The 22,350-nt window shown below is 71.3% G+C and carries 24 protein-coding genes; 17 read left to right on the top strand and 7 right to left on the bottom strand.

The genetic code is table 11. The features are described 5' to 3' along the window. The first annotated feature begins 48 nt into the window (after window positions 1-48). Together BUB97_RS15140 and BUB97_RS15135 are read left to right on the top strand one after the other, a co-directional pair. On the top strand, window positions 49-1,245 hold the full coding sequence (locus BUB97_RS15140; RefSeq protein WP_073136177.1) for a phosphoglycerate kinase: 1,197 nt from the start codon (window positions 49-51) through the stop codon (window positions 1,243-1,245). A gap of 22 nt (window positions 1,246-1,267) precedes the next feature. Further along, window positions 1,268-2,149: a DMT family transporter gene (locus tag BUB97_RS15135; protein ID WP_073136175.1), complete on the top strand. Its 882-nt coding sequence runs from the start codon at window positions 1,268-1,270 to the stop codon at window positions 2,147-2,149. A gap of 10 nt (window positions 2,150-2,159) precedes the next feature. On the opposite strand, the gene BUB97_RS15130 is transcribed toward BUB97_RS15135, so the two are convergent. After that, window positions 2,160-3,035, bottom strand: coding sequence for an MBL fold metallo-hydrolase (locus tag BUB97_RS15130; RefSeq protein ID WP_073136173.1), 876 nt, complete (start codon window positions 3,033-3,035; stop codon window positions 2,160-2,162). A 140-nt stretch (window positions 3,036-3,175) separates the two neighbouring features. Between BUB97_RS15130 and BUB97_RS15125 the strand changes: the two genes are divergently transcribed. Further along, complete coding sequence (locus tag BUB97_RS15125) at window positions 3,176-4,210, top strand: extracellular solute-binding protein (protein ID WP_073136171.1); 1,035 nt, start codon at window positions 3,176-3,178, stop codon at window positions 4,208-4,210. 36 nt (window positions 4,211-4,246) lie between these two features. Here BUB97_RS15125 and BUB97_RS15120 read toward each other — a convergent pair whose 3' ends face one another. Next, window positions 4,247-5,239, bottom strand: a complete 993-nt coding sequence (locus BUB97_RS15120) for a D-2-hydroxyacid dehydrogenase (protein WP_073136169.1) — start codon at window positions 5,237-5,239, stop codon at window positions 4,247-4,249. Window positions 5,240-5,316: 77 nt separating this feature from the next. Between BUB97_RS15120 and BUB97_RS15115 the strand changes: the two genes are divergently transcribed. Further along, window positions 5,317-5,823 (top strand): hypothetical protein, encoded by a 507-nt coding sequence (locus BUB97_RS15115; protein WP_073136167.1) that lies wholly within the window; start codon window positions 5,317-5,319, stop codon window positions 5,821-5,823. Then, a complete protein-coding gene (locus BUB97_RS15110; protein WP_073136165.1) occupies window positions 5,823-6,272 on the top strand; it encodes a DUF421 domain-containing protein in 450 nt (149 codons plus the stop codon). Before BUB97_RS15115 ends, BUB97_RS15110 begins: the two co-directional genes overlap by 1 nt. Before the next feature lie 14 nt (window positions 6,273-6,286). Here BUB97_RS15110 and BUB97_RS15105 read toward each other — a convergent pair whose 3' ends face one another. Beyond that, window positions 6,287-6,874, bottom strand: a complete 588-nt coding sequence (locus tag BUB97_RS15105; protein ID WP_073136163.1) for an HDIG domain-containing metalloprotein — start codon at window positions 6,872-6,874, stop codon at window positions 6,287-6,289. Between the two features lie 63 nt (window positions 6,875-6,937). After that, window positions 6,938-7,801, bottom strand: a complete 864-nt coding sequence (locus BUB97_RS15100) for a LysR family transcriptional regulator (protein ID WP_073136161.1) — start codon at window positions 7,799-7,801, stop codon at window positions 6,938-6,940. Window positions 7,802-7,924: 123 nt separating this feature from the next. Here BUB97_RS15100 and BUB97_RS15095 point away from each other — a divergent pair, with 123 nt between their 5' ends. The 5 genes from BUB97_RS15095 to BUB97_RS15075 are packed head-to-tail and all read left to right on the top strand — an operon-like array spanning window position 7,925 to window position 12,647. Continuing rightward, window positions 7,925-8,806: an HpcH/HpaI aldolase/citrate lyase family protein gene (locus BUB97_RS15095; protein WP_217659680.1), complete on the top strand. Its 882-nt coding sequence runs from the start codon at window positions 7,925-7,927 to the stop codon at window positions 8,804-8,806. Window positions 8,807-8,843: 37 nt separating this feature from the next. Continuing rightward, window positions 8,844-9,833, top strand: coding sequence for a Bug family tripartite tricarboxylate transporter substrate binding protein (locus BUB97_RS15090; RefSeq protein WP_073136159.1), 990 nt, complete (start codon window positions 8,844-8,846; stop codon window positions 9,831-9,833). Beyond that, window positions 9,830-11,068, top strand: a complete 1,239-nt coding sequence (locus BUB97_RS15085) for a CaiB/BaiF CoA transferase family protein (protein WP_073136157.1) — start codon at window positions 9,830-9,832, stop codon at window positions 11,066-11,068. The genes BUB97_RS15090 and BUB97_RS15085 overlap by 4 nt, the downstream gene beginning before the upstream one ends. A 35-nt stretch (window positions 11,069-11,103) precedes the next feature. Further along, window positions 11,104-11,712 carry a DUF5666 domain-containing protein gene (locus BUB97_RS15080; protein ID WP_073136155.1) on the top strand — a complete coding sequence of 203 codons (609 nt, stop codon included), beginning with the start codon at window positions 11,104-11,106 and terminating at the stop codon, window positions 11,710-11,712. Next, window positions 11,709-12,647 carry a protein-methionine-sulfoxide reductase heme-binding subunit MsrQ gene (locus BUB97_RS15075; RefSeq protein WP_245818317.1) on the top strand — a complete coding sequence of 313 codons (939 nt, stop codon included), beginning with the start codon at window positions 11,709-11,711 and terminating at the stop codon, window positions 12,645-12,647. The genes BUB97_RS15080 and BUB97_RS15075 overlap by 4 nt, the downstream gene beginning before the upstream one ends. A 39-nt stretch (window positions 12,648-12,686) precedes the next feature. On the opposite strand, the gene BUB97_RS15070 is transcribed toward BUB97_RS15075, so the two are convergent. After that, window positions 12,687-13,160, bottom strand: coding sequence for a hypothetical protein (locus BUB97_RS15070; protein WP_139281354.1), 474 nt, complete (start codon window positions 13,158-13,160; stop codon window positions 12,687-12,689). Between the two features lie 288 nt (window positions 13,161-13,448). Here BUB97_RS15070 and BUB97_RS15065 point away from each other — a divergent pair, with 288 nt between their 5' ends. The 4 genes from BUB97_RS15065 (at window position 13,449) to BUB97_RS15050 (ending at window position 15,986) form a co-directional block, all read left to right on the top strand. Further along, on the top strand, window positions 13,449-14,159 hold the full coding sequence (locus BUB97_RS15065; RefSeq protein ID WP_073136151.1) for a ribonuclease activity regulator RraA: 711 nt from the start codon (window positions 13,449-13,451) through the stop codon (window positions 14,157-14,159). Then, window positions 14,156-15,103: a dihydrodipicolinate synthase family protein gene (locus BUB97_RS15060; RefSeq protein WP_086062219.1), complete on the top strand. Its 948-nt coding sequence runs from the start codon at window positions 14,156-14,158 to the stop codon at window positions 15,101-15,103. Before BUB97_RS15065 ends, BUB97_RS15060 begins: the two co-directional genes overlap by 4 nt. A gap of 187 nt (window positions 15,104-15,290) precedes the next feature. After that, on the top strand, window positions 15,291-15,500 hold the full coding sequence (locus BUB97_RS15055; protein WP_073136149.1) for a hypothetical protein: 210 nt from the start codon (window positions 15,291-15,293) through the stop codon (window positions 15,498-15,500). Window positions 15,501-15,551: 51 nt separating this feature from the next. After that, window positions 15,552-15,986, top strand: a complete 435-nt coding sequence (locus BUB97_RS15050; RefSeq protein WP_073136147.1) for a DUF2171 domain-containing protein — start codon at window positions 15,552-15,554, stop codon at window positions 15,984-15,986. 364 nt (window positions 15,987-16,350) lie between these two features. Here the strand turns inward: BUB97_RS15050 and BUB97_RS15045 are convergent, their stop codons facing one another. Continuing rightward, window positions 16,351-16,656 carry a hypothetical protein gene (locus BUB97_RS15045; protein WP_073136145.1) on the bottom strand — a complete coding sequence of 102 codons (306 nt, stop codon included), beginning with the start codon at window positions 16,654-16,656 and terminating at the stop codon, window positions 16,351-16,353. Between the two features lie 66 nt (window positions 16,657-16,722). On the opposite strand from BUB97_RS15045, the gene BUB97_RS15040 reads away from it, so the two are divergent. Next, a complete protein-coding gene (locus tag BUB97_RS15040) occupies window positions 16,723-17,172 on the top strand; it encodes a MaoC/PaaZ C-terminal domain-containing protein (RefSeq protein WP_073136142.1) in 450 nt (149 codons plus the stop codon). A gap of 142 nt (window positions 17,173-17,314) precedes the next feature. Here BUB97_RS15040 and fusA read toward each other — a convergent pair whose 3' ends face one another. After that, a complete protein-coding gene (fusA, locus tag BUB97_RS15035; RefSeq protein WP_073136140.1) occupies window positions 17,315-19,396 on the bottom strand; it encodes an elongation factor G in 2,082 nt (693 codons plus the stop codon). Window positions 19,397-19,810: 414 nt separating this feature from the next. Here fusA and BUB97_RS15030 point away from each other — a divergent pair, with 414 nt between their 5' ends. Further along, window positions 19,811-21,133 carry a DUF1800 domain-containing protein gene (locus BUB97_RS15030; RefSeq protein WP_073136139.1) on the top strand — a complete coding sequence of 441 codons (1,323 nt, stop codon included), beginning with the start codon at window positions 19,811-19,813 and terminating at the stop codon, window positions 21,131-21,133. Further along, complete coding sequence (locus BUB97_RS15025) at window positions 21,130-22,320, top strand: DUF1501 domain-containing protein (RefSeq protein WP_073136138.1); 1,191 nt, start codon at window positions 21,130-21,132, stop codon at window positions 22,318-22,320. Before BUB97_RS15030 ends, BUB97_RS15025 begins: the two co-directional genes overlap by 4 nt. The last annotated feature ends 30 nt before the right edge of the window (window positions 22,321-22,350 follow it).

Below are 22,350 nucleotides of genomic sequence, written 5' to 3'. Positions count from 1 at the left end.
CCCCCTTTCCCTTTCAGCACTTCCTGAGCACCCCGGGGAACACGACCGATGGCCTCCTTCCGCACCCTCGACGACCTCGACGCCAAGGGGAAGCGCGTGCTGCTGCGCGCCGACCTGAACGTGCCGGTGCGTGACGGCGCCATCACCGACCGCACCCGGATCGAGCGCCTGGTGCCCACGATCAAGGAACTGTCGGAAAAGGGCGCGAAGGTGGTCGTGCTCTCCCATTTCGACCGTCCGAAGGGCAAGCGCGTGTCCGAGATGTCGCTGCGCCCGCTGGCCGAGGCGCTTTCCTCCATCCTCGGCAAGCCCGTGGCCTTCGCCGATGACTGCATCGGGCCGGAGGCCGAGGCCGCGGTCGCGAAGCTGCAGGACGGCGACGTGCTGCTGCTGGAGAACACGCGCTACCATGCCGGCGAGGAGAAGAACGACCCGGCGCTCTCCGCCGCGATGGCCAAGCTCGGCGACGCCTATGTGAACGATGCCTTCTCCGCCGCTCACCGCGCCCATTCCTCCACCGAGGGCGTGGCCCGCCTTCTTCCCGCCTATGCCGGCCGGCTGATGCAGGCCGAGCTGGAGGCGCTGGAGGCCGCGCTCGGCACCCCTTCCCGCCCCGTGGTCGCGATCGTCGGCGGCGCCAAGGTCTCCACCAAGCTCGACCTGCTCGGCAACCTGTCGCGGAAGGTGGACGTGCTGGTGATCGGCGGCGCCATGGCCAACACCTTCCTCGCCGCCCAGGGGCATGACATGGGCCGGTCGCTCCAGGAGGCGGAGATGCACCCGACCGCCCTGCGGATCCTCGACGAGGCCAAGGCGGCAAATTGCGAGATCGTCCTGCCGCGGGACCTCGTGGTGGCGGCCGAGTTCAAGGCGCATCCGGCGACCCGCACGGTGACGGTGGATGCGGTGCCCTCCGACATGATGGCGCTGGATGTGGGCCCGGAAACGGTGGGCCTGATCGAGAACCGGCTGCGCCAGGCCTCCACCCTCGTGTGGAACGGCCCGCTCGGCGCCTTCGAGACGCCGCCCTTCGATGCCGCGACCGTGGCGGTGGCGCAGAGCGTCGCGGGCCTCACCCAGTCCGCCGGGCTGAAGTCCATCGGCGGCGGCGGCGACACGGTGGCGGCCCTGCGCCATGCAGGCGTGGCCGAGCGCATGACCTATGTCTCCTCGGCCGGTGGCGCCTTCCTGGAGTGGCTGGAGGGCAAGACCCTGCCAGGCGTCGCGGCGCTCCAGCAGGGCTGAGGCGCCCGACCATCTCTCTTGCATGACCGACTCCCTGGGCAGCCGGAACACCGCCCGGGGCGTCATTCTGATGCTGCTGGGCGTGCTGCTCTTCGCGGCGAACGACACGCTCGGCAAATGGCTGGTCGGCGCCTATGCGGTCGGCCAGCTTCTTCTCTTCCGCAGCGCGGTCGGGCTGCTCGTCCTCCTTCCCTCGCTATGGCGCTCCCGCGCGGCCGTGCTGAGGGTGAGGCAGCCCGGGCTCCAGGCGCTGCGCGCCGGCCTCTCGGCGGTGGAGGCGACGCTCTTCTTCGTCTCGCTGTCCCTCCTGCCCCTGGCGGAGGTGATCACCTTCTACATGGCCTCGCCGATCTTCGTGACAGCCCTGTCCCCCCTCCTCCTCCGCGAGCGTGTGGGGTGGCGGCGCTGGACGGCGGTCGGGGTCGGCTTCCTCGGCGTGGTGCTGGCGGTGAACCCGCAGGGCAGCCTTTCGCTCGCGGCGCTGGTGCCCGTGGCGGGCAGCCTGGGCTACGCGCTCTTCGTGATCGCCACGCGACGCCTGGCGGGCACGCCGGCGCCGGTCCTGCTGGGCTGGCAGTTCCTGGTCGCCATGCTGCTGGGGCTGGTGCTGGTGTCGCAGCAGTCCTGGGTCGCGCCCGGTCCGCTCGAAACCGTGCTGCTGATCGTGCTCGGCCTCGGGTCGCTCGCCGGCAATGTGTGCGTGACGCACTCGCTCCGCCTCGCCCCGGCCTCCACCGTCATGCCGCTGCACTACACGCTGATCCCCTGGGGGATCCTCTTCGGCTACCTCTTCTTCGGCGAGATGCTGACGCTGCGGAGCCTGGTCGGCGCGGCGATCATCGTTGGCGCCGGCCTCTTCATCCTCTGGCGGGAGCAGGCGCTGGCGCGGCTCGTGCCGGGGTAGAGGAAGGGCGTCAGGCGGAAGGCGGCGCAGGCTCGGGCGCGCGAACGCCGGCGCCGGCCTGCGTGACCAGCCGTGCCGCCGCGCCGGAAGGCAGCACGGGGTCATGGGTGCAGAGGATGGTCACCTCGTCGCCATGCTCCCGCGCCAGGGCGCGCAGCATCCGCCGGCTCTGCAGCCGGGCCTCCCGGTTCACCTGCATGACATTGGCATAGGCCGCAGCCAGCGGGGGCATCCGCATCGGCGGTTCCAGCTCCGAATGCATGAACACAGTGTCGCCCGCATGGAGGACCCAGCCCTGCGGCGTTTCGAGCGCGACCCCGCAATGCCCGGCCGTGTGGCCCGGCAAGGGGACGAGGAAGATGGAGGGTGGCAGCCCCTCCAGCCCACGGATGGTGGGCAGGCCGAACCACATCGGGCCGGGCAGGCTGTATTCCTCCATCGGATGCGCCAGCTGGGCCGGGCGGTAGCGGCCGCGCGCGATCGCCCCCGCCCGCCGGCGGGAGGCGGCCAGTTCCACGGCATGCACATGCACCGTGGCCCAGGGGAAGTCGGTCAACCCGCCCGCATGGTCGAAGTCGAGATGGGTCATGACGATGTGGCGCACGTCCCGCGGGTCCAGGCCGAGCTGGCGGATGCGAGAGATGGCGGTTTCATCCGCCTCCAGATGCACCCGGTCCGCGAGGTAGAAGGCCGTGTTCAGGCGGGGCACGGGCTGGTTCACATCCTCCAGCCCGAAGCCCGTGTCGATGAGCACCAGCCCGGCCTCGGTTTCCGCCAGCAGGCAGCGGCAGGCGAGATGGGCCGGGCCGAAGCCCCGGGTCTCCCCGTCCCAGAGCCGGCCCCCGAAGGGCCGCATGGAGCCGCACTCGATCGAATGGATACGCATCCCGGCTCAACGCGGGGCCGGCGCGCCGGTTTGTCGTTCCGGAACAAGGAACCGGGTGGCGGGGCGGTTATTTGCGAACAATTTGCATTCTTGAATCGGCGGAGCCGCGGTAAAGGGAGCTCCCCTTACCGGAGATCGTTATGGGCCTGTTCACACGCCGTTTCCTCGCCGCCGGCTTCCTCGCCTTGCCCTTCTCCGCCCCCGCTCTCGCCCAGGGGGAGCTGGCCATCATCGCGCAGCGCCCCGGCTCGGCGGAGCAGGAGCCCTTCGCCCGCTTCACGCGGGAGACGGGCATCCGGCTGCATTTCGTCCCCAATGCCGGCAATGCCGCCGTCACGGCGCTGGGCGCCAGCCCGCGTGGGGCGGGGGACGTGATGCTGGGCACGGATGCCAGCGCGCTCGCGCAGCTGGAGGCCGCCGGCGTGTTCGAGCCCTATGCTTCCGCCGCCACGGCGCGGGTGCCCGCGCATCTGCGCCATCCTGCGAATCTCTGGACGGGCGTCTCGGCTCGCGCCCGCATCCTCGTGGTGCGCAAGGACGACGGGGCCGCGCCCGCCACCCTCGCCGAACTGGCCGAGCCGCGCTTCCGCGGGCGGGTCTGCCCCACCGCCCCCACCGCCTACAACCTTTCCGTCACGGCCCGCATGGTCGGGCAGCTCGGCGAGGAGGGCGCGCTGCGCTGGGCGAAGGGGGTGGCCGCCAACTTCGCCCCGGATGTCCCGCTGGCTTCCGATTTCACCCAGATCCAGCAAGTGGCTGCCGGGCGCTGCGCGGTGGCGATCAGCAACCACTACTATCTCCTCCGCCTCGGCGCTCCTTCGGCCAAGCCGGAGGAGCGTGAAGCGGCGGCGCGCCTTCGGGTGGCTTGGCCGGACCAGGCCGCCGGACAGCCCGGCGCCATGCTGAACGTCACCGCCATCGGTCTGCTCAAGGGGGCCCCGAATCGCGAGAACGCGATCCGCTTCATCGACTTCATGATGACCGAACAGGCCCAGGCGGAGTTCGGCGGCGGCATCTTCTACGCGACGCTGCCGGGCGCCCCGGTGCCGCCGGCCGTGCGGGCCCTGGGCGAGCCGCGCTTCGACACGGCGCCGGTGGCGGGCTACGGCGCGCATCGCGAGGCCGCCATGCGGATCCTCCGCGAGGCCGCCTGGCCCATGCCCGCAAGGCGCTGAGCCGCGTAGGGGCCGGGCTTCGGCCCGGCCCGGGGCTCAGTAGCCCTTGCTGGGGTCCACCCGGTTCGGCATGGGGCGGCCGTCCCGCAGGGCGCGGAGGTTGTCGAACAGGATGTCGAGCGTGCGGTCGTTGTACCGCTCGCGATCATCGGCCGAGACATGCGGCGTGACGATCATCCCGGGCGTGCGCCACAGGCGGTGATCGGCGGGGAGCGGCTCCGGCACAGCCACATCGGTAACACATCCGCCGAGATGACCGGAATCGAGTGCGTCGCAGACCGCGTCCTGATCCCAGACGGCGCCGCGGGCGATGTTCACGAGCCGCGCGCCCCGGGGCAGAAGCCCGATCCGCTCGCGCGAGAGCAGGTTGCGGGTCCGATCCGTCAGCGGGCAGGCGAGGACGAGGAAATCGGCCGTCGGTAGCAGCGCGTCCAGCGCCTCGTTGGGATGGGTCTCGTCGCAATCGGGATGCGGCTCGCTCCCGTGGCGCACGCCGACCACGGTCATGCCGAACTGCTTCGCCCGCCGGGCGACGCCGCCGCCGAGCGAGCCCAGCCCGACGATCACCACACGCCGCCCGGCCAGGGTGGAGGCGAAGAGCGGCTTCCATTCCCCGCGCCGCTGCTGGTCGGCGAAGGCGGGCATATGCGTCTGCAGCATCAGAAGCGCCATGATGGCGAACTCGCCGGCCTTTTCGGCATGGGTTCCGCGGTTGTTCAGCAGAGCGACGGAATCGGGCAGCCAATCGAAGGGCGCGGCGCTGTCCACGCCCGCGGAGGTGCAGGCGATGACCTTCAGCTTTGGCGCGACGCCGGGGAGCGCACCCACCGGGAAGCGCTGGCGCAGCGGCCGTACCCAGGTCAGCAGCACCTCGGCTTCCGGCAGGGCGGCGGCGAAACCCGGATCGTCGCTGGCGAAGGAGACCTGAAGCCCCGCCATGTCCGGGCTGCGTGCGATGGCGGCGCGCCACTGGGCCTCCGTGATGGAGAATTCCGGGTCGTTAGCGGGATTCTGGACATGGATGCGCATATCCCGGCTTTCGCATGCGCCGCCCGGGGCGTGAAGGCCCCGGGGCAACGCCACTGCCCAGCCCGCGTTGCCCCGCCATGGCCCCAACCCAGCTTCAGGAGGCCTCCCGGCTCGTCGGGGAGGATCTCGCCTTCCAGCGGCGCGTCTGGCGCTTCCAGCGGATCGGCTGGGGCGCCATGGCGCTGGTCGTCCTGCTCGGCATGGCCGGGGTGTTCGGCGGCGGGCCGCTGGCCCAGGCCAGCGCACGCAGCGCGGATGGCGCCATCGAGGCCGAATGGGAATGGATCGAACGCATCGGGCGGGACAGCCAGCTCCGCATCCGCGGCCTCGCCCCGCATCGCGGCCCGTTGGAGCTGCGCCTGGAAGGCGGGCTGGCCGGGCCGGTGGAGATCTCCGGTATCGAGCCGCAACCGGCGGGCGAGTCACGCGCGCCCGGCCGCATCTGGCTGCGTTTCGATCCGCCGCCCGAGGGCGAGCGGGCGGAGATCCTGCTGAAGCTCCGCTCCAGCCGGCCGGGGATCGTCAGCGGGCAGCTCGCCATCGGCGAGGCCGCCATTCCCCTGCGCCTGGTCGTGCTGCCGTAATGGAAAGCGTCCTCCGCGCCGTCGCGATCTATGTCGCCCTCACGCTGCTCTTCCGGATCACCGGCCGGCGCAGCATGAGCCACATCACGACCTTCGACTTCGTCCTGCTGCTCGTGGTCGGCGAGGCCACCCAGCAATCCCTTCTCGGCGAGGACTTCTCCCTCACCAACGGCCTGCTCGTCATCGCGACGCTGCTCGGCCTGGACGTGGCCATGCGCTGGCTGAAGGCGCGCCATCGCCCGGCCGACCGAATCCTTGAGGGGCTGCCCACCATCCTCGTGGTGGATGGCCAACCCCTGCAGGACCGCATGCGGGAGGCGAGGATCTGCGAGGACGAGATCCTGCAGAGCGCGCGCGAGAACCAGGGCCTGACCCGGATGGAGGAGATCCGACTGGCCGTGTTGGAGGTGAGCGGGACCATCGCCATCATCCCGCGCCGCCCGGAATAGCGCGGCGCCCGGCCTCAGTGCCTGCGCTGGTAGAAGGGCTGGGTTCCTGCCAGCAGCAGGGCGCGGTCGGTCGCGAAGAAATCCGCGTAATGGAGGATCCAGGCTTCCGGGTTGGTGCCGTGGAAGGGCTGGTTATGCGCGTGGGTCGCGACCGTGTGGACCACCCGGTGCGGAAAGCCCATCTCCCGCAGCAGCATCGCGCCCGGCACGCCATGCGGCAGTTCGCGCGAGAGTGGCGAGCCGCGCACCGTCCCGTCCTGGCGCACATACATCAGCGGCTTGTCCACGTCGTGGAGCATGAGGATGGCGCCGAGGATGTCGGGCTCCACCGCGACGCCCCAATCCGCCCCCGCACGCGCCGCGAGGTCCAGCCCGGCGCGGGTGACATGGTTCACATGGTCCATCAGCCGGTGGTCCGGCGCGAGGGTGGAATAGGGCATCTCCTCCAGCGTCGCGAAGGGGCTGGAGGTCCAGGCGCTCACCCAGGCGGTGACCACCATCTCCGCCATGGACGGGGAGAGCCGCTCCAGCCCGGCGAGCCAGTCGCGCACGGCGCGGCGCTGGGCCGAACTGCCCTCGTTGCGGGTGATGCCGGTGACCATGGCGACCTCTTTCTTCTCAGGGACCGAGGGGGTTCCACGGCCGGCGCAGCGCGTCCAGCCCCCCTACACCCTTGCGGCAGCCCCGCCGAGCAGGGCCTGCACCAGCCGAAGGCGGGGCGAGGCCCGGCCCCAGACCAGCCCCATGCGGCGCGCCGGCGCGTCGGGCAGCGGCAGCCTGGCCAACGAGAGCCCCTCCGGCCAGGGCGGCGCCCAGTCCGGCACGAGCGACACGCCGAGGCCGCGGTCCACCAGGACTGCAATGGCGTCCAGCGTGACCAGTTCCACGCCCTCGCGCGGGCGGATGCGGCGTTGGCGGAGATAGGCGCCGGCCAGCTTGCCGCCCCAGGAGGCGGAATCGTAGCGGATGAAGGGCTCGGCCGAGAGCACCGCCAGGGGATCGGCGCCGGCGAGCCGCCGTGGGACGAGGACGATCAGCGGCTCCTCCCGCAGGGCCGTCCACCCGCAGGTCTTCGGGATCTCAAAGGGGGGCTGCACGATCAGCGCGGCATCGAGCGCACCGTCCGCCACCCGCCCGTACAACTCCTCCGACCGGCCGGGCACGATGCGGGTCTCGATGCGGGGGTGACGGTCGCGCAGCGACATCATCAGGTCGGGCAGCAGGCCGGTGATGGCGGTCGGCACGGCGCCCAGGCGCAGCTCGCCCGCCAATGCATCCTCGGTCGCGAGGGCGGCGAGGTCCCGCAGGCCGTCCAGGAGAGCCGGCGCACGCTGAGCGATCCGCGCCCCGGCCCCGGTCGGCACCAGGCTCCGCCCGGCCCGCGCGAGGAGTGGCGCGCCGATCTCCGCCTCCAGCGCGCGCAGGCGCTGCGCCACGCCGGCCGGGGTCAGGTTCAGCCGCCTGGCGGCCCCCGCCACCGACCCATTCTCGACGACGGCGAGGAAGGTCTCGAGGAAGCGCGTGTCCATTCGATACAAAACCTATCGTCTGAACGTTCAATTCTCAAGATTATGTTTCCCTGCGCCGGGCGTATTCTCCTGGCCCAACGGCCGGCGCCCAAATGCCCGGCCTGCCATTCGGGAGTGACGCGGGTGCGACCAGTGCTGATGCGGAGCAAGCTGTTCGTGCCCGGCTCACGGCCGGAACTCTTCGCCAAGGCCGCGGCCTCCGCCGCGGATGCGCTGTCCTTCGACCTGGAGGACGCGGTGGCGCCGAACCGCAAGGACGAGGCGCGGGACATGCTCGCAGCCTTCCTGCGCGGCGGGGATCACGGCGGCAAGGTCATCGTCATCCGCGTGAACGGCATCGACACGCCGCATTTCGAGCGGGACATCGCGGCGGTCGCCCTGCCGGGCACACATATGATCAACCTGCCGATGATCCGCGACGCGGCAGAGGTGGCGGCCGCCGCTGACGTGCTGGAGCGCGCGGAGCGCGCGAATGGCGTCGCCGAGCCTATCGGCATCCTCTGCAACATCGAGACGCCGCGCGCCCTGCGGCTGGCCCATGAGATCGCGGGGGCGCATCCGCGCGCCTGCGGTTTGCAGATCGGCTATGCCGACCTTCTCGAACCCTATGGCTTCGACCGCATGGACCCCGCGATGCTGGCCCATCTGCGGATGGAGATCCGCCTCGCGGCCGCCGAGCACAACCAGCCCGCCTATGACGGCGCCTTCGCCAAGGTGGACCAGCCCGACGCCTACCGGGCCGAGGCCGAGGCCGCGCGCCGCATGGGCTTCGCGGGCAAGAGCTGCATCCACCCCAGCCAGATCGCCATGGCGAACCAGGCCTTCCAGCCGAGCCCGGCCGAGATCGCCCGCGCGAAGCGGGTGGTCGAGGTCGCGCGCGAGCGGATCGCCTCGGGCACCGGCGCCTTCCTTGTCGATGGCAGCATGGTGGATGCGCCCTTCGTCGCGGGCGCCGAGGCGGTGCTGGCGCTGGCGCGCAAGCTCGGCCTGCCCGGCGCTGAATGACGGACGCGGAATGAACACGGCAAAAGCGGAGGAACGCATGAACGGGATCACGAGACGCGCGCTGGGGGCAGCGGCCCTCGCCGTGCCGACGGTGGCGCGCGCGCAGGGCGGTGCGGCCGGCGGGTTGGGCGGATGGCCCTCCCGCCCCGTGCGCGTCATCGTCCCCTTCCCGCCCGGCGGCAGCAACGACGCGGTCGCGCGGCCGCTCGCCGAGCACCTGCAGGCCAAGTTCGGCCAGCCCTTCGTGGTGGAGAACCGCCCTGGCGCCGGCAGCACGATCGGCTCGGCGGAGGTGGTGCGCAGCCCTGCCGATGGGCTGACGCTGATGGTCACCTCCTCCACCTTCGCGACCAGCGCGGCGACCCAGCGGACGCCCTATGACGCGAGCGGGGATTTTGAGGCGGTGGCGATGCTCGCCGCCGCGCCGCTGGTGGTTCTCGCCGCGCCGGGCTTCGCGCCCAACACGCTCGCTGAGCTCGTGGCCTATCTCCGGGCCAATCCGGGCAAGGTGGATTACGGCTCGGCCGGGCCGGGCAGCATCAACCATCTCTCGGCCGAACTCTTCGCGCAGAAGGCGGGCGGGCTGCAGATGCAGCACGTGCCCTATCGCGGCATGGGACCGGCCACGACGGATCTCGCGGCGGGTACCATCCAGCTCATCTTCACCACCCTGCCCTCGGCGGGCGGCATCATCAGCGGCAACCGCGTGAAGGTGATCGGCTGGACCGGCGAGAACCCGCCGGCCAAGGGCCCGAAGGCCCCGACCCCGAAGGAGAGCGGCCTGCCCGATTACGCCGCGAGCATCTGGTGGGGCCTGCTCGCCCGGCGCGGGACGCCGCCGGCGATCCGCGAGGCGCTGAACGCTGCCGCGAACGAGGCCCTCTCGGGCGGCCGGCTCGCGACCTATCTGGAGGGCGAGGGCGCCACACCCACTCCCCTTTCCGCCGCCGAGGGCGACGCCTTCCTGCAACGTGACCTCAGCCAGTGGAAGCAGGTCGCCTCCACCGCGAACATCCGGATCGAATGAGCAACGCCGACAACACGCCCCGCCTTCGCCGCCGTGAATTCGACCCGGCGGCGAAGGGTGCATTGGACGGGGTACGGGTCATCGACCTCTCGCGCCTCGTCGCCGGCAACCTGCTGACCAAGGTTCTGGCCGACCACGGCGCCGAGGTGGTGAAGGTGGAGCCACCGGAAGGCGACACCCTGCGCGCCTGGAAGGTGGAGGGCATCTCCACCGCCTGGAAGACCTGGTGCCGCAACAAGAAGAGCGTGTGCCTGAACCTGAAGTCGCCCGAGGGCCAGGAGGCGGTGCGCCGCCTGGCACGGGACGCGGCGATGCTGGTGGAGAGCTTCCGCCCCGGCGTGCTGGAGGCGATGGGGCTGAGCCCCGAGGCGCTGCTGGCCATCAACCCGAAGCTGGTCATCATCCGCGTCTCGGGCTGGGGCCAGACAGGCCCCTACCGGCACAAGCCCGGCTTCGGCACGCTGGTGGAGGGGTATTCCGGCTTCGCCGCCGTCAATGGCTTCGCGGACCGCGAGCCGGTGCTGCCGCCGATGTTCATGGGCGACGCCTATGCCGGCCTCTACGGCGCCTCCGCCGCCATGATCGCGCTGCGGGCCGCAGAGGGCACGTATGGGCGCGGGCAGGTGGTGGACCTCTCCCTGTTCGACCCGATCTTCTCCGTGATGGAGCCGCAGATCGCCAACTGGCGCCTCACCGGCCGGCGCAAGCCGCGCACGGGCAGCCGCAGCACCAACACCGCCCCCAGGAATGCCTACCGCACCCGGGATGACGGCTGGGTCTGCCTTTCCTCCTCCACCCAGGGGATGACGGCGAAGCTCCTGGCCTCGATCGGCCGGCCGGAGCTGCTGCAGGACGAGCGCTATGCCACCAATGCCGCGCGGCTGCAGAACTGGGAGTCGCTCGACGCGATCATCGGCGGCTTCGTGGCCGAGCGGAGCATGGCCGAGAACCTGGCCCATTTCGACGCGGCGGGCGTCACCATCGGCCCGATCATGGACGCCCCCGCCCTGGAGAGGGACGCCTATGTGGCCGAGCATGAGAGCCTGATCGAGGTTCCGGATGCCGAAATGGGCTGGCTGCCGATGCACGGGGAGGTGCCGCGTCTTTCCGGCACCCCCGGCATCCTCGCCCGCCCCGCCCCTGGTCTTGGCGAGCATAATGACGACATCCTCGGTCCGGTCCTGGGCGCGGAGGAGCTGTCGCGGCTTCGCGCGGCGGGTGTCGTGCACGGATAGCCCCGCGTTGTCGCCGGGCTGGATGGAGGCAGGCGATGACGCGACGGATAGTTCTGCTGGGTTTGGGGGCCCTCCTCCTGGCGGGCCGCGCGCCGGCCCGGGCGCAGGGCGGCCCCCGTCGGATCCGCGGCCGGATCGAAGGCCTGGCGGACCGCCTGCTGACGGTGACGACCCGCGAGGGGCAGACCGTGGCGATCCGCCTTTCGGAAGGCGTCGGGGTTTCGGCCTTGCGCCGGTTGGAGCTGTCGGCCATTGCCCCCGGAACCTTCATCGGCACCGCCGCCGAGCCTGGGCCGGATGGCGTGTGGCGCGCGATGGAGGTGCTGGTTTTCCCCGAGGCGATGCGCGGCACGGGCGAAGGGCATTACGCCTGGGACCTGACGCCCAGCTCCTCCATGACGAATGCCACGGTGGATTCGGCGGTGCAGGGCAATGACGGGCGCAGCCTCACCCTCACCGCGCGCGGCCAGACGGTGAAGGTGCTCGTCCCGCCCGAGGTGCCGGTGGTGACGCCCATCCCGGCCGCGATGGAGGATCTGAGGCCCGGCGCGCAGGTCTTCCTCTCCGCGAGGCCCGGCCCGGACGGGGTCCTCACCGCCACCCGCGTGACGGTCGCGCGGGACGGCGTGGTGCCCCCGATGTGAGCGAGGCCGCCATCACCTCCCCCGCCCGCCCGCGCCGGCCGCGCCGGGAGGGGCCGCCGCCGCCGAAGCCCGGGCCTTGGCCCTGGCTCGACCGTGGCGGTCGCTTCTCCCCGTTCAAGGCGGCGGTGCTGCTGGGCTGCTTCCTGCCCCTGCTCCGCCTGGCTTGGCTCTGGGCGGCGGACGGGCTCGGGCCGGAGCCGCTGACCTTGGCCACCCATGAGACCGGCGACTGGTGCGTCCGGTTCCTGCTGATCAGCCTCGCCGTCACGCCGGCGCGCTGGGCGCTGGACTGGCCGAAGGCGATGCAGCTGCGCCGGATGCTGGGGCTGGCGGCGCTGGGTTACGGCCTCGTGCACCTCGCGCTCTATGTGGGGAACGAGCACCTCCGGCTCTGGCACGTGCTGCTGGAGATCGTGAAGCGGCCCTATCTCTCCACCGGCTTCACGGCGCTGATTGGGCTGGCGGTGCTGGGCTGGACCTCCACCGATGGGGCCCTGCGGCGGCTGGGGCGCGAGTGGAAGTCGCTCCACCGGCTGGTCTATCCCCTGACGGCGCTCGGCATCCTGCATTTCTACATGCAATCGAAGATCAACGTCTCCGAGCCGGTGCTGATGAGCGGCCTCTTCCTCTGGCTGATGCTCTGGCGGCTGGTGCCTGCGCGGTGGCGGAGCGTGCCCTGGGCCCTGGTGCCGGTCGCGCTGCTCGCGGCCGCCGGCGCGGCGGGGCTCGAATATCTCTGGTACGCCCTGGCCACGAACCTGCCCGCGACCGCGATCTTCCAGGCGAATTTCGACCTGGAGTTCGAGATCCGCCCGGCTGTCTGGGTCCTTCTCGCCGGGCTCGCCTTCGCCACCCTTGCGGGGCTGTGCTGGGGCATCCGGGAGGTGTTCGCGGGACGATCCGCGCTGCCCCCGCCGCCCGCCCTTCACGAATAGCTCCGGTGCGGGGGCGGGCTCAGTCCCTGAAACGGGCGGTCAGGAGCCGGCGGCGGGCGCAGCCGCCGTTGGCGGCGTGGCCTCGGCGCGGGTCTCGGGCAGGCGGCCCTCCGCGTTCCGCGCCCCCTCGGGACGGGCGGGGGCGCTGGGCGCCGCGGCAGCCGCCGGGCGGACCGGCGCCTCGCGCGCCTCGGCGGTTTCGGTGGGCGGCGCGGCCTGGGCGCTGGCCTGCCGCACCTCATCCACCTTCGGAAGGCAGCGGACGGTCCCGGGATTGGCGCGGGCCTGGGTGGCCACCGTGCCGATGGGACAGGCGATCTGCCGATGGGTGGGAGGCGGAAGATCCGCATGCCAGCCCGCGACATCCGGCGCCGCGCCGCCTCCGCCGCCACGCGCCATGCCGGCGCCGTCGCAACGGCCGGGACGGCCACGCACCGGCCTGCCCCCGTTGGGGCAAAGCCAGCGGTTGATGGCCGCGCGGTCCATCACCGTGATGCTCTGGCCGCTGGTCATGACCGGCCTGGTGTCCAGAAGGGGGGCCACCGACCGGGGCCCCGGCGTGACCTGGAAGAAGCGGCGCTCCTGCGCCTGGGCCTCCCCCGGATGGGCGGACAATCCCGCCAACAGCGCGCCAGCGCCCAACCCGATGAATCGACCGGTACGGATCATGCCCGGCAGATGGTGCCGCGCCGCGCCGTCTCCAACCCTTGAAGAAACCTTTCCCGCCCACCCCGCCTGCGCTTGACGTGCATGGCTCGCCGCGCGAAGCCCGGCATCCCCGCGCATCCCGGAGGAGACGGAATGAACCTCGATCCGAAGATCAAGACGGCGCTCGAAGGCGTCTCCACCGCGACCCTGACGACGGTCCTGCTCAAGAAGGGCCTGCGGAACGTCTGGATGCGCGGCACCAAGCCGATCCGCGAGGGCCAGCCCCGCATCGTCGGCCGGGCCTTCACTCTCCGCTTCGTTCCCGCCCGCGAGGACCTGGCGACCCCGGAAAGCTGGTCCTCGCCCATCTCCACCCGCGCCGCCATCGAGGCGATGCCGGAGGGCTGCATCGCCGTGGTCGATTCCATGGGGGTGCAGGACGCCGGCATCTTCGGGGACATCCTCTGCCAGCGCATGCAGAAGAAGGGCGTGGCCGCGCTGATCACCGATGGGGTGGTGCGGGACATCGCGGGCGTGCTGGGCACGAACCTGCCGGTCTGGTGCAACGGCGCGGCGGCCCCGCCCTCGGTCGCCGGCCTCACCTTCGTGGCCTGGGACCAGCCGATCGGCTGCGGCGGCGTGGCCGTGTTCCCGGGCGATGTGGTGGTGGTGGACCAGGATGGCGCGGTGCTGATCCCGCAGGCCCTGCTGGAGGCCGTGGTCGAGGCCGCGGTGGAGCAGGAGCGCCAGGAAACCTGGATCATGGGCGAGGTGGAGCGCGGTGCGTCCCTGCCCGGCCTCTATCCCCCCAATGCCGAGAACAAGGCCCGCTACGAGGCCTGGAAGAAGGAGCAGCAGTCGTGACCGACCTGACGCAGGCCAAGGGCGTCTATGTCATCGCCCCCACGGCCTTCCATGACGATGGCCGGGTAGACGAAGCCTCCAACGACCGGCTGACCGACTTCTTCGTCGAGAGCGGCGCGACCGGCATCACCGTGCTCGGCCAGATGGGCGAGGCCCCGAAGCTGGATCAGGAGGAGGGGATCGCCATCGCCTCCCGCATGATCAAGCGGGCGGGCATCCCCATCATCGTCGGCGTCTCCGCCCCGGGCTTCGCGGCCATGAAGTCCCTCACGGCCGCCGTGATGGATGCGGGCGCGGCGGGCGTGATGATCGCGCCGCCGAACACGCTGCGCACCGACGACCAGATCGTGAACTACTACGCCCAGGCGGTGGAGGCGATCGGGCCGGACGTGCCCTTCGTGATCCAGGACTATCCGCTGACCTTCACCGTCGTGATGACGCCCGCCGTGATCCGGCGGATCGTCCAGGCGCATGCCTCCTGCGTGATGCTGAAGCATGAGGACTGGCCCGGCCTTGAGAAGATCAGCGCGCTGCGCGGCTTCGAGAAGGACGGCTCGATGAAGCGCATCTCCATCCTCTGCGGGAATGGCGGCCTCTTCCTCGACTTCGAGTGCGAGCGCGGGGCCGATGGCGCCATGACGGGCTATGCCTTCCCCGACATGCTGGCGGACGTCGTCCGGCTGCAGGCCGAGGGCAAGCGGGACGAGGCGCATGACCTGTTCGACGCGCATCTGCCGCTGGTCCGCTACGAGCAGCAGCAGGGCGTCGGCCTGGCCGTGCGGAAGTATGTGCTGAAGCGCCGCGGCGTGCTGGCCAGCGACGCGCAGCGCCGGCCGGGCGCGGGGCTGACCGCCACGGCGAAGGCCGAGGTGGACTACCTGCTCTCCCGCGTGGCGCGTTTCGACAAGCGCGCGGATCTCGCGACGGCCAGCCGGGCCGCCTGAAAGATTCATGGCCAAGGGAAGAGGCCCCGCCTCTCCCGGCCTGCTTCCGCTGGGGAGCCTCCGGGCTCTCCAGCCCCGGCCTCGGGTGGCCAAGGCCAACGCACTCGCATTGCGGGTTCCGATGAAAACCCGTCCGGCCCCCGGCGTTTCAGTTCCTGCTGCAACGGCCAAGCGCAGGAGGCTGGCGATGGCTGACAAAGGGAAGAGCGCCTACCAGGAGCATGCCGGCAACATGCCGGATGCCGGCAACAGCAAGGGTGGCGGCAACAGCAAGCCGGGCGGCGACCCGGCTGACATCGTCGGGAATGCGCGGCTGAGAGGGGAGGACCCCTCCCCCGACAACCGGAAGCGCGGTCAGACCAGCCAGGCGGATGGGTCCTCGCCCGGGCGCCACTAAGCCGCCCCACGCCTTCCAGCGCCCTCCCCCGCTTCAGCCGAGGATTCCAGAATGGCCAATGCAGCGAAGCTCGCCGCGGGCGAGATCCAGGACCACATGCCCGTCACCGGCAGCGACGGCCAGCCCTTCGGGACCGTCGACAGTGTCCAGGGCGAATTCATCAAGCTCACGAAGAGCGATCCGGCCTCAGGCGGCAGGCATCGCTACCTTCCCCTGACCACCGTGGCGGGGCTCGATGGCGGCGTGGTGCGGCTTTCCATGCCGGCGGAGCAGGCGAAAGAGGCCTGCATCGACGAAGCGGAAATGCAGCAGCGCCTCTCCCTGGATCCTGACGCGAAGACGGCGCTCGGCCAGCCCCAGGATGGGCCGCATGGCAGCCGCGCAAAGGCCCATGGAGGCCCGAAAGGGGAGCGGGAACACGGGACCAGCGGTCAGGCCTCGGGTCCGCCGGGCCAAACCTCCTACGGCATCGACCGGCCGGCCTGAGGGCCATCGACCGGGCCGTCCGGTGGCGGAAACTCCCTCGGGCGGTGCCGGTGAACCCGCCTCGGCGTCCTGATCCCACGACGCCGGAGCAGGGGCGCGACGAGCAAAACAGGGGCGGTCAGGAGAGGCAGAATGCCGAGCCAGGCCGCCACGCCCCGGGGGGTGAGCCAGGCACTGCCTGCGGCAAGGCCCATCGCAGCCGCGTTCAGCAGGACGGCTCCGATCCACCAGCGGCGGACGAGTGCCTCCCGCGCCTCCGCGGCGCCGGGTGGATCGGGATGGATCGTGTAGGGGCGGCCGTCCCGCCCTACCTCATAGAGGCGGCCCGGATCGGGCGAGAACCCGGCGGCAGCCAAGGCAAGGCTCAGCGCCGGATGATGACGAAGCCCGGCATGCCGGCGCGACCGGCGCGCCGCATGCGCCACCAGAGCGACACGAAGCCGACCAGCCCGGCCAGGATGGCCACCGGGATGAGGAGCCCCAGGAGCAGCGCGGCCGAGGCCGCGAGCACGAGGCCGCCGGCAACCGCCGTGGCGAGGACCGCGACGCCCCCGAGGCGCAGGAGCGCACGGTCCAGCCAGGAGCCACCGCGCAGCGGGCGCGGCGGTTCGCGGAACTCCCCCTCCGGGGTCATGTCGAGAACCGGGGGCCGGTGCGGATCCTGGATCATGGGGTGGCATGTCGCCCCGCCCGGCCCCGGCTTCAAGGGGGAGGGCCGCGGCGCTATTGGGGGGCCATGACGCTGCCCCGCCTCACCTCCCTCGACGAGCTGCATCCCGGCGACCGCTACGAGCTGGGCCGGCTGACCCTGTCCCTGGACGAGATCCGCGATTTCGCGAGCCGCTACGACCCGCAGCCCTTCCACCTGGATGAGGACGCCGCCCAGGATTCGATCTTCGGGACGGTGGTGGCGGCGGGGCTGCATACCCTTTCCGCCTGCTTCGGCATGCTGATGGCCAGCCCGCTTCTGAAGGACATCAGCCTAGCCGGTTCCGCCATGGATGTGCGCTGGCCCGCCGCCTTGCGGCCCGGCGAGGAGGTGGCCGTCGCGGTGGAGGTGGTCGAGGTGAGGCCCTCCCGCGCCAGGCGGGACCGCGGCTCCGCCCGGCTGCGCTATGTGGCGACCCGGGTAGCGGATGGGGTGATCGTGCTGGATGCGACGGGGCTGCACCATCTGAGGCGTTAAGGCCGCCCCGGGTACCGCCGCCTACCCCGCCAGAAGTCGGAAGCCGGAAACGCAAACGGCGCGGGCGATCACCTCGCCCGCGCCGTCGCACATCGTCCCTCGGCCGGGGGCGAACTGGATGGTCCGCCCCCGGCCCGCAGGATCAGGCCGAAGCCTTCATGATCTCGTCCGCCACGTTGCGCGGCACCGGATCGTAGTGATGGAACTGCATGGAGAAGGAGGCGCGCCCCTTCGTCATGCCGCGCAGGTTGGAGATGTAGCCGAACATCTCCTTCAGGGGCACGTGGGCCCGGATGATGACCGAGGTCGAGGCCATGTCCTGGCTCTGGATCACGCCGCGGCGGCGGTTCAGGTCGCCCACGACGTCGCCCACATGGTCGGCGGGGGTGGTGACCTCCACGTCCATGATCGGCTCCAGGATGACCGGGCCGGCCTTCTTCATGCCCTCACGGAAGCAGGCCTTGGCGGCGATTTCGAACGCCAGGGCGCTCGAGTCGACGTCATGGTACTTGCCGTCCACCAGGCTGTACTTGAAGTCCACCGTCGGGAAGCCGGCGAGCACGCCCGTGTCGGCCTGCACCTTGATGCCCTTCTCGACGGCCGGGATGTACTCCTTCGGCACCGAGCCGCCGGCGGTGGCGTTCACGAACTCGATGCCCGTGTTCCGCTCCTTCGGCTCGAAGACGACCTTCACCTCGGCGTACTGGCCCGAGCCACCCGACTGCTTCTTGTGGGTGTAGGTCTCGGTGTGCGGCTTGGTGATCGTCTCGCGATAGGCCACCTGCGGCGCGCCGATATTGGCGTCCACGCCGTATTCGCGCTTCAGGCGGTCGATGATGATCTCGAGATGCAGCTCGCCCATGCCGGACAGGATGGTCTGGCCGGTTTCCTGGTCGGTCTTCAGGCGCAGCGAGGGGTCCTCGCCGGCCAGCTTCTGCAGGCCGAGCGTCATCTTCTCGACGCCCTCCTTGGTCTTCGGCTCCACCGAGATGTCGATCACGGGCACCGGGAAGGCCATCCGCTCGAGCACCACCGCGTCGGAGGCATCGGCCAGGGTGTCACCCGTGCCGGTGTCCTTCAGGCCCACGAAGGCGGCGATGTCGCCGGCCGTCACCTCCTTGATCTCCTCGCGCTTGTCGGCATGCATCTGGAACATGCGGCCGACGCGCTCCTTGTGGCCCTTGGTCGTGTTCAGGACCTGGTCGCCGGTCTTGAGCACGCCGCGGTACACGCGGACGAAGGTGAGGTTGCCGTACTTGTCGTTGATGATCTTGAAGGCGAGGCCGGCGAAGGGCGCGTTCTCGTCGGCGGGGATGACGCGGCGCTCGGCCGTCTCGTCCTCGCCCTCCTCCGGGGCCACCTTGATGCCCTCGATGTCCACCGGGGACGGCAGGTAGTCGATCACGCCGTCGAGCAGGGGCTGCACGCCCTTGTTCTTGAAGGCGGAGCCGCAGAAGACCGGGCGGAAGGTGCCGTCGATCGTGCCGCGCTTGATGCAGCGCTTCAGGGTCGCGACGTCCACGTCACCCTTGTCGAAATACTCCTCCATCGCCGCGTCATCGACCGAGAGCGCGGTGTCGAGGAGGATCTGGCGGTACTCGGCGGCCTTGTCCTTCAGGTCGTCCGGGATCGGGGCCTCGTGGTACTTGGCGCCGAGCTCGTCGCCTTCCCAGATCAGGGCCTTCATCTCGACCAGATCGACGATGCCCTTGAGGGTATCCTCGATCCCGATCGGCAGCTGGAGGGTGACCCAGTTGATGCCGAGCTTCTCGGTCAGGGTCGCGGCGGCGCGGTAGAAGTCGGCGCCCGTGCGGTCCAGCTTGTTGATGAAGATGATGCGCGGGACGTTGTAGCGGTCCGCGAGGCGCCAGTTCGTCTCGGACTGCGGCTGCACGCCGGCCACGCCCTCGATGATGAACACCGCGCCGTCGAGCACGCGCAGCGAGCGGTTCACCTCGATGTTGAAGTCGATGTGGCCCGGGGTGTCGATGACGTTGATGCGGTGGTCCTTCCACTCGGCCGTCACGGCCGCGGAAGTGATCGTGATGCCGCGCTCACGCTCCTGGTCCATGTAGTCGGTGGTGGTGTTGCCCTCATGGACCTCACCGATCTTATGGGACTTGCCGGTATAGTAGAGGATGCGCTCGGTCGTCGTCGTCTTGCCCGCGTCGATATGGGCGGTGATGCCGATGTTCCGGATACGCTCGAGAGGGGTGCGCGCCACTTGGGCCTCCGTCGGACGCGGCCCCCTGTCGGAAGTCCGCGCGTTTATTTCTGCGGCTAGGCCGCGAAAGGGTCTGCGGCAGCGCCACAGGTGGGTTTGCGGCAACGCCGCGGGTTCCGGCGGCCTGGCCGGGGAGCTTCCCCGGCCGCACCGCCCTGTTGCCGCACGGCGAGGCAAACCGGATGCGGGTTCGCGGGCCACCGGCGATCCTGTCGCCCCGCCCGCTTCCGTACCGGCCTGCCTGGTGCCGCCGGGCGCCGCTGCCGCGCCCCTGCTGCGGGCGCACACATGCTCTGCCGGACGGCATTTTGCAAGCATTCCCCGCGCAGGGGCCCCTGCGCGGGGCGCGGGTGTGACGCTTCGTTTCCAATCCGTGCTTGGAATCCGGCGTCGCCGGGGTGCTAGCCTGGCCCCATGATTTCGGCCGGCCACATCGCCGCGGTGCGCTTCGGCCTGGGGCCGCGCCCCGACCAGCCCCCTGTCGCCGGCGGGCCCGAGGAGGCGCGGGCCGCTCTCCTGGCGCAGCTCGCCGCCCCGCCGGACCAGGCCATGCCGCCTCGCGACTGGGAGCAGGAGCCGAGCGTGGCGGATGGTCTGGCCATCCAGCAGCTGGACACGCGGAACCCGCTGCCGCCCGGCACGCCGAATCGCCGCGTCGCCTTCTATACTGCGGAGGCGGAGGCCTACTTCGCCCGGCTGATCGGCACGCCCACCCCTTTCCGCGAGCGGCTGGTGGCCTTCTGGGCGAACCATTTCACGGTTAGCCGCCGGGAAGGCGCGGTCTTCGTCCTGGCCGGCGACTATCTCCGCAGCGCGATCCGCCCGCATGTGACCGGCCCTTTCGCGGGGCTGCTGAAGGCCGCCATCCGGCACCCGGCCATGCTGCTCTACCTCAACCAGAACTCCTCCGTCGGGCCCGACAGCGCCTTCGGCCGCAGGAGCCGGCGGGGGCTGAACGAGAATCTCGGGCGGGAGATCCTAGAGCTGCACACCCTTTCCCCCGAGGCCGGCTACAGCCAAGAGGACGTGACCGAGTTTTCCCGCCTCCTCACCGGGCTGGGCGTGGAGCAGGCGCGCGACCCGCGCGGCACCGTCTTCCGTGCCGCCAACCACCAGCCCGGGGAGAAGACGGTCCTCGGCAAGACCTTCCCGCCCGGGGAGGACTCGATCGACGCGGCGCTGGAATGGCTGGCATCCCACCCCGCCACCCACCGGCACCTCGCCCGCAAGCTCGCGCGCCATTTCGTCGCCGACGATCCGCCGCCCGAGGCAGTCGAGCGGCTCCATGGCGTGCTGCGGGATACCGGGGGCGACCTCGGCGCGGTGTCACGGGAGCTGGTCTCCATCCCCGAGGCATGGGACCCGCCGCTGGGCAAGCTGCGCGCCCCCTTCGACCTCGTCCTCGCCGCGTTCCGGGCGATGGGCGCCGGGCCGGAGCGGGCCGAGATGGCCGTGAACAGCCTGAACCCGCTCGGCCAGCCGCTCTGGTCGCCCATCGGGCCCAATGGCTGGCCGGACAGGGCGGCGGACTGGATCCATGCGGAAGGGATGATGCTGCGGATCGACCGCATGCACATGATCAGCGGCGTCTTCTCCCGGCGCGACGCGCGGGAGGCGCTCGACCTCACTCTCGGCCCCCTCGCCTCTGAGCCGACGCGGCTCGCGGTGATGCGCGCCGCCTCGAACCGCGAAGCCCTGACCCTTCTCCTCGGCAGCCCCGAGTTCCAGCGGCGATGAGCGGACATCTCCCCCGCATCGGCCGGCGCGGCCTGCTCCTCGGCCTCTCCGCCCTGGCGACGCTCGGCCGCTCGCGGCTCGCCCTCGGCGCCGGACCAGAGGGTGATTCGCGGCTTGTCGTCGTGCTGCTGCGCGGCGCGATGGACGGGATGGCGGCGGTGCAGCCCTACGGCGACCCGGAGCTGGTGGGGCTGCGCGGCCCCCTCGCCCTGCCGGAACCGGGCCAGGAAGGCGGCGTCCTCGACCTCGGCGGCTTCTTCGGCCTGCATCCCCGCCTGCCGAAGCTGCATGCGATGTTCGGCGGGGGCGAGCTGATGCCGATCCATGCCGCCTGCGGGCCCACCCGCTCCCGCAGCCATTTCGAGGCGCAGGACCTGATGGAGAGCGGCGCCGAGCAGCGCCTGGCCTCGGGCTGGCTGAACCGCGCCCTGGCCGGCCTGCCCGGCCATGAGGAAGGGGCAAATCGCCCGGGCTTCGCCATCGGCGCGGACCTTCCGCTGATCCTGCGCGGGGCGGAGCCGGTCGGCATGTATGCGCCCGCCCGGCCGGACCGCCCCTCACCTGATCTCTATGCGCGTCTCCTGGAGCTCAACCATGCCGATCCGCTGACCGGCCCGGCCGTGGCGGAGGGGCTGCGCGCCCGCGGCTTTACGGCGGGCGTGGTTCCCCCGCCGGAGCAGCGCGGCGGCTTCGTGGAGCTGGCCGCCGCCGCCGGGCGCCTGATGGCGGCGCCGGGCGGCCCCAGGGTGGCGGCGCTGGAGATCGGCGGCTGGGACACGCACAACGCGCAGCAGAATCGCCTGCGCTCGGTCCTCGCCCAGCTGGATGACGGGCTAGATGCCCTCCGCCTGCGGCTGGGCCCGGCCTGGGGGCGCACGGCAGTGCTGGTGATGACGGAGTTCGGCCGCACCGCGCGGGTGAACGGGAATGACGGCACGGACCATGGAACGGCCGGCGCGGCCTTCCTGCTGGGCGGTGCGGTGGCTGGCGGGCGCGTGCTGGCCGATTGGCCCGGCCTGGCCGAGGGGCGCCTGCATGAGAAGCGGGACCTGGCCCCGACCCTGGATCTGCGCGCCGTGGCCAAGGGGCTGCTGCGCGATCATCTGGGACTGCCCGAGGCCGCCGTGGCGGCCGCCTTTCCCGGCAGCGGGTCCATCGAGGCAAAGACGGGGCTGCTCCGCGCCTGAGGGCCACGGCCGCCCTCCCCGGCGGGGTGC

It is taken from the genome of Muricoccus roseus (assembly GCF_900141905.1).
Taxonomy (GTDB): domain Bacteria; phylum Pseudomonadota; class Alphaproteobacteria; order Acetobacterales; family Acetobacteraceae; genus Roseomonas; species Roseomonas rosea.
Note: the sequence above shows the minus strand (reverse complement) of the source record. Positions and strands in the feature narration are given on the sequence as shown.

Bases quoted from the DNA above. Each gene is read 5' to 3' on its own strand.
- BUB97_RS15080 (WP_073136155.1), top strand. From the start codon at position 11,104: ATGACGCGACGGATAGTTCTGCTGGGTTTGGGGGCCCTCCTCCTGGCG.
- BUB97_RS15125 (WP_073136171.1), top strand. From the start codon at position 3,176: ATGGGCCTGTTCACACGCCGTTTCCTCGCCGCCGGCTTCCTCGCCTTG.
- BUB97_RS15030 (WP_073136139.1), top strand. From the start codon at position 19,811: ATGATTTCGGCCGGCCACATCGCCGCGGTGCGCTTCGGCCTGGGGCCG.
- BUB97_RS15085 (WP_073136157.1), top strand. From the start codon at position 9,830: ATGAGCAACGCCGACAACACGCCCCGCCTTCGCCGCCGTGAATTCGAC.
- BUB97_RS15130 (WP_073136173.1), bottom strand. From the start codon at position 3,035: ATGCGTATCCATTCGATCGAGTGCGGCTCCATGCGGCCCTTCGGGGGC.
- BUB97_RS15040 (WP_073136142.1), top strand. From the start codon at position 16,723: ATGACGCTGCCCCGCCTCACCTCCCTCGACGAGCTGCATCCCGGCGAC.
- BUB97_RS15045 (WP_073136145.1), bottom strand. From the start codon at position 16,656: ATGATCCAGGATCCGCACCGGCCCCCGGTTCTCGACATGACCCCGGAG.
- BUB97_RS15065 (WP_073136151.1), top strand. From the start codon at position 13,449: ATGAACCTCGATCCGAAGATCAAGACGGCGCTCGAAGGCGTCTCCACC.
- BUB97_RS15055 (WP_073136149.1), top strand. From the start codon at position 15,291: ATGGCTGACAAAGGGAAGAGCGCCTACCAGGAGCATGCCGGCAACATG.
- BUB97_RS15070 (WP_139281354.1), bottom strand. From the start codon at position 13,160: ATGACCAGCGGCCAGAGCATCACGGTGATGGACCGCGCGGCCATCAAC.
- BUB97_RS15100 (WP_073136161.1), bottom strand. From the start codon at position 7,801: ATGGACACGCGCTTCCTCGAGACCTTCCTCGCCGTCGTCGAGAATGGG.
- BUB97_RS15105 (WP_073136163.1), bottom strand. From the start codon at position 6,874: ATGGTCACCGGCATCACCCGCAACGAGGGCAGTTCGGCCCAGCGCCGC.
- BUB97_RS15140 (WP_073136177.1), top strand. From the start codon at position 49: ATGGCCTCCTTCCGCACCCTCGACGACCTCGACGCCAAGGGGAAGCGC.
- BUB97_RS15115 (WP_073136167.1), top strand. From the start codon at position 5,317: ATGGCCCCAACCCAGCTTCAGGAGGCCTCCCGGCTCGTCGGGGAGGAT.
- BUB97_RS15110 (WP_073136165.1), top strand. From the start codon at position 5,823: ATGGAAAGCGTCCTCCGCGCCGTCGCGATCTATGTCGCCCTCACGCTG.
- BUB97_RS15050 (WP_073136147.1), top strand. From the start codon at position 15,552: ATGGCCAATGCAGCGAAGCTCGCCGCGGGCGAGATCCAGGACCACATG.
- BUB97_RS15120 (WP_073136169.1), bottom strand. From the start codon at position 5,239: ATGCGCATCCATGTCCAGAATCCCGCTAACGACCCGGAATTCTCCATC.
- BUB97_RS15025 (WP_073136138.1), top strand. From the start codon at position 21,130: ATGAGCGGACATCTCCCCCGCATCGGCCGGCGCGGCCTGCTCCTCGGC.
- BUB97_RS15135 (WP_073136175.1), top strand. From the start codon at position 1,268: ATGACCGACTCCCTGGGCAGCCGGAACACCGCCCGGGGCGTCATTCTG.
- BUB97_RS15090 (WP_073136159.1), top strand. From the start codon at position 8,844: ATGAACGGGATCACGAGACGCGCGCTGGGGGCAGCGGCCCTCGCCGTG.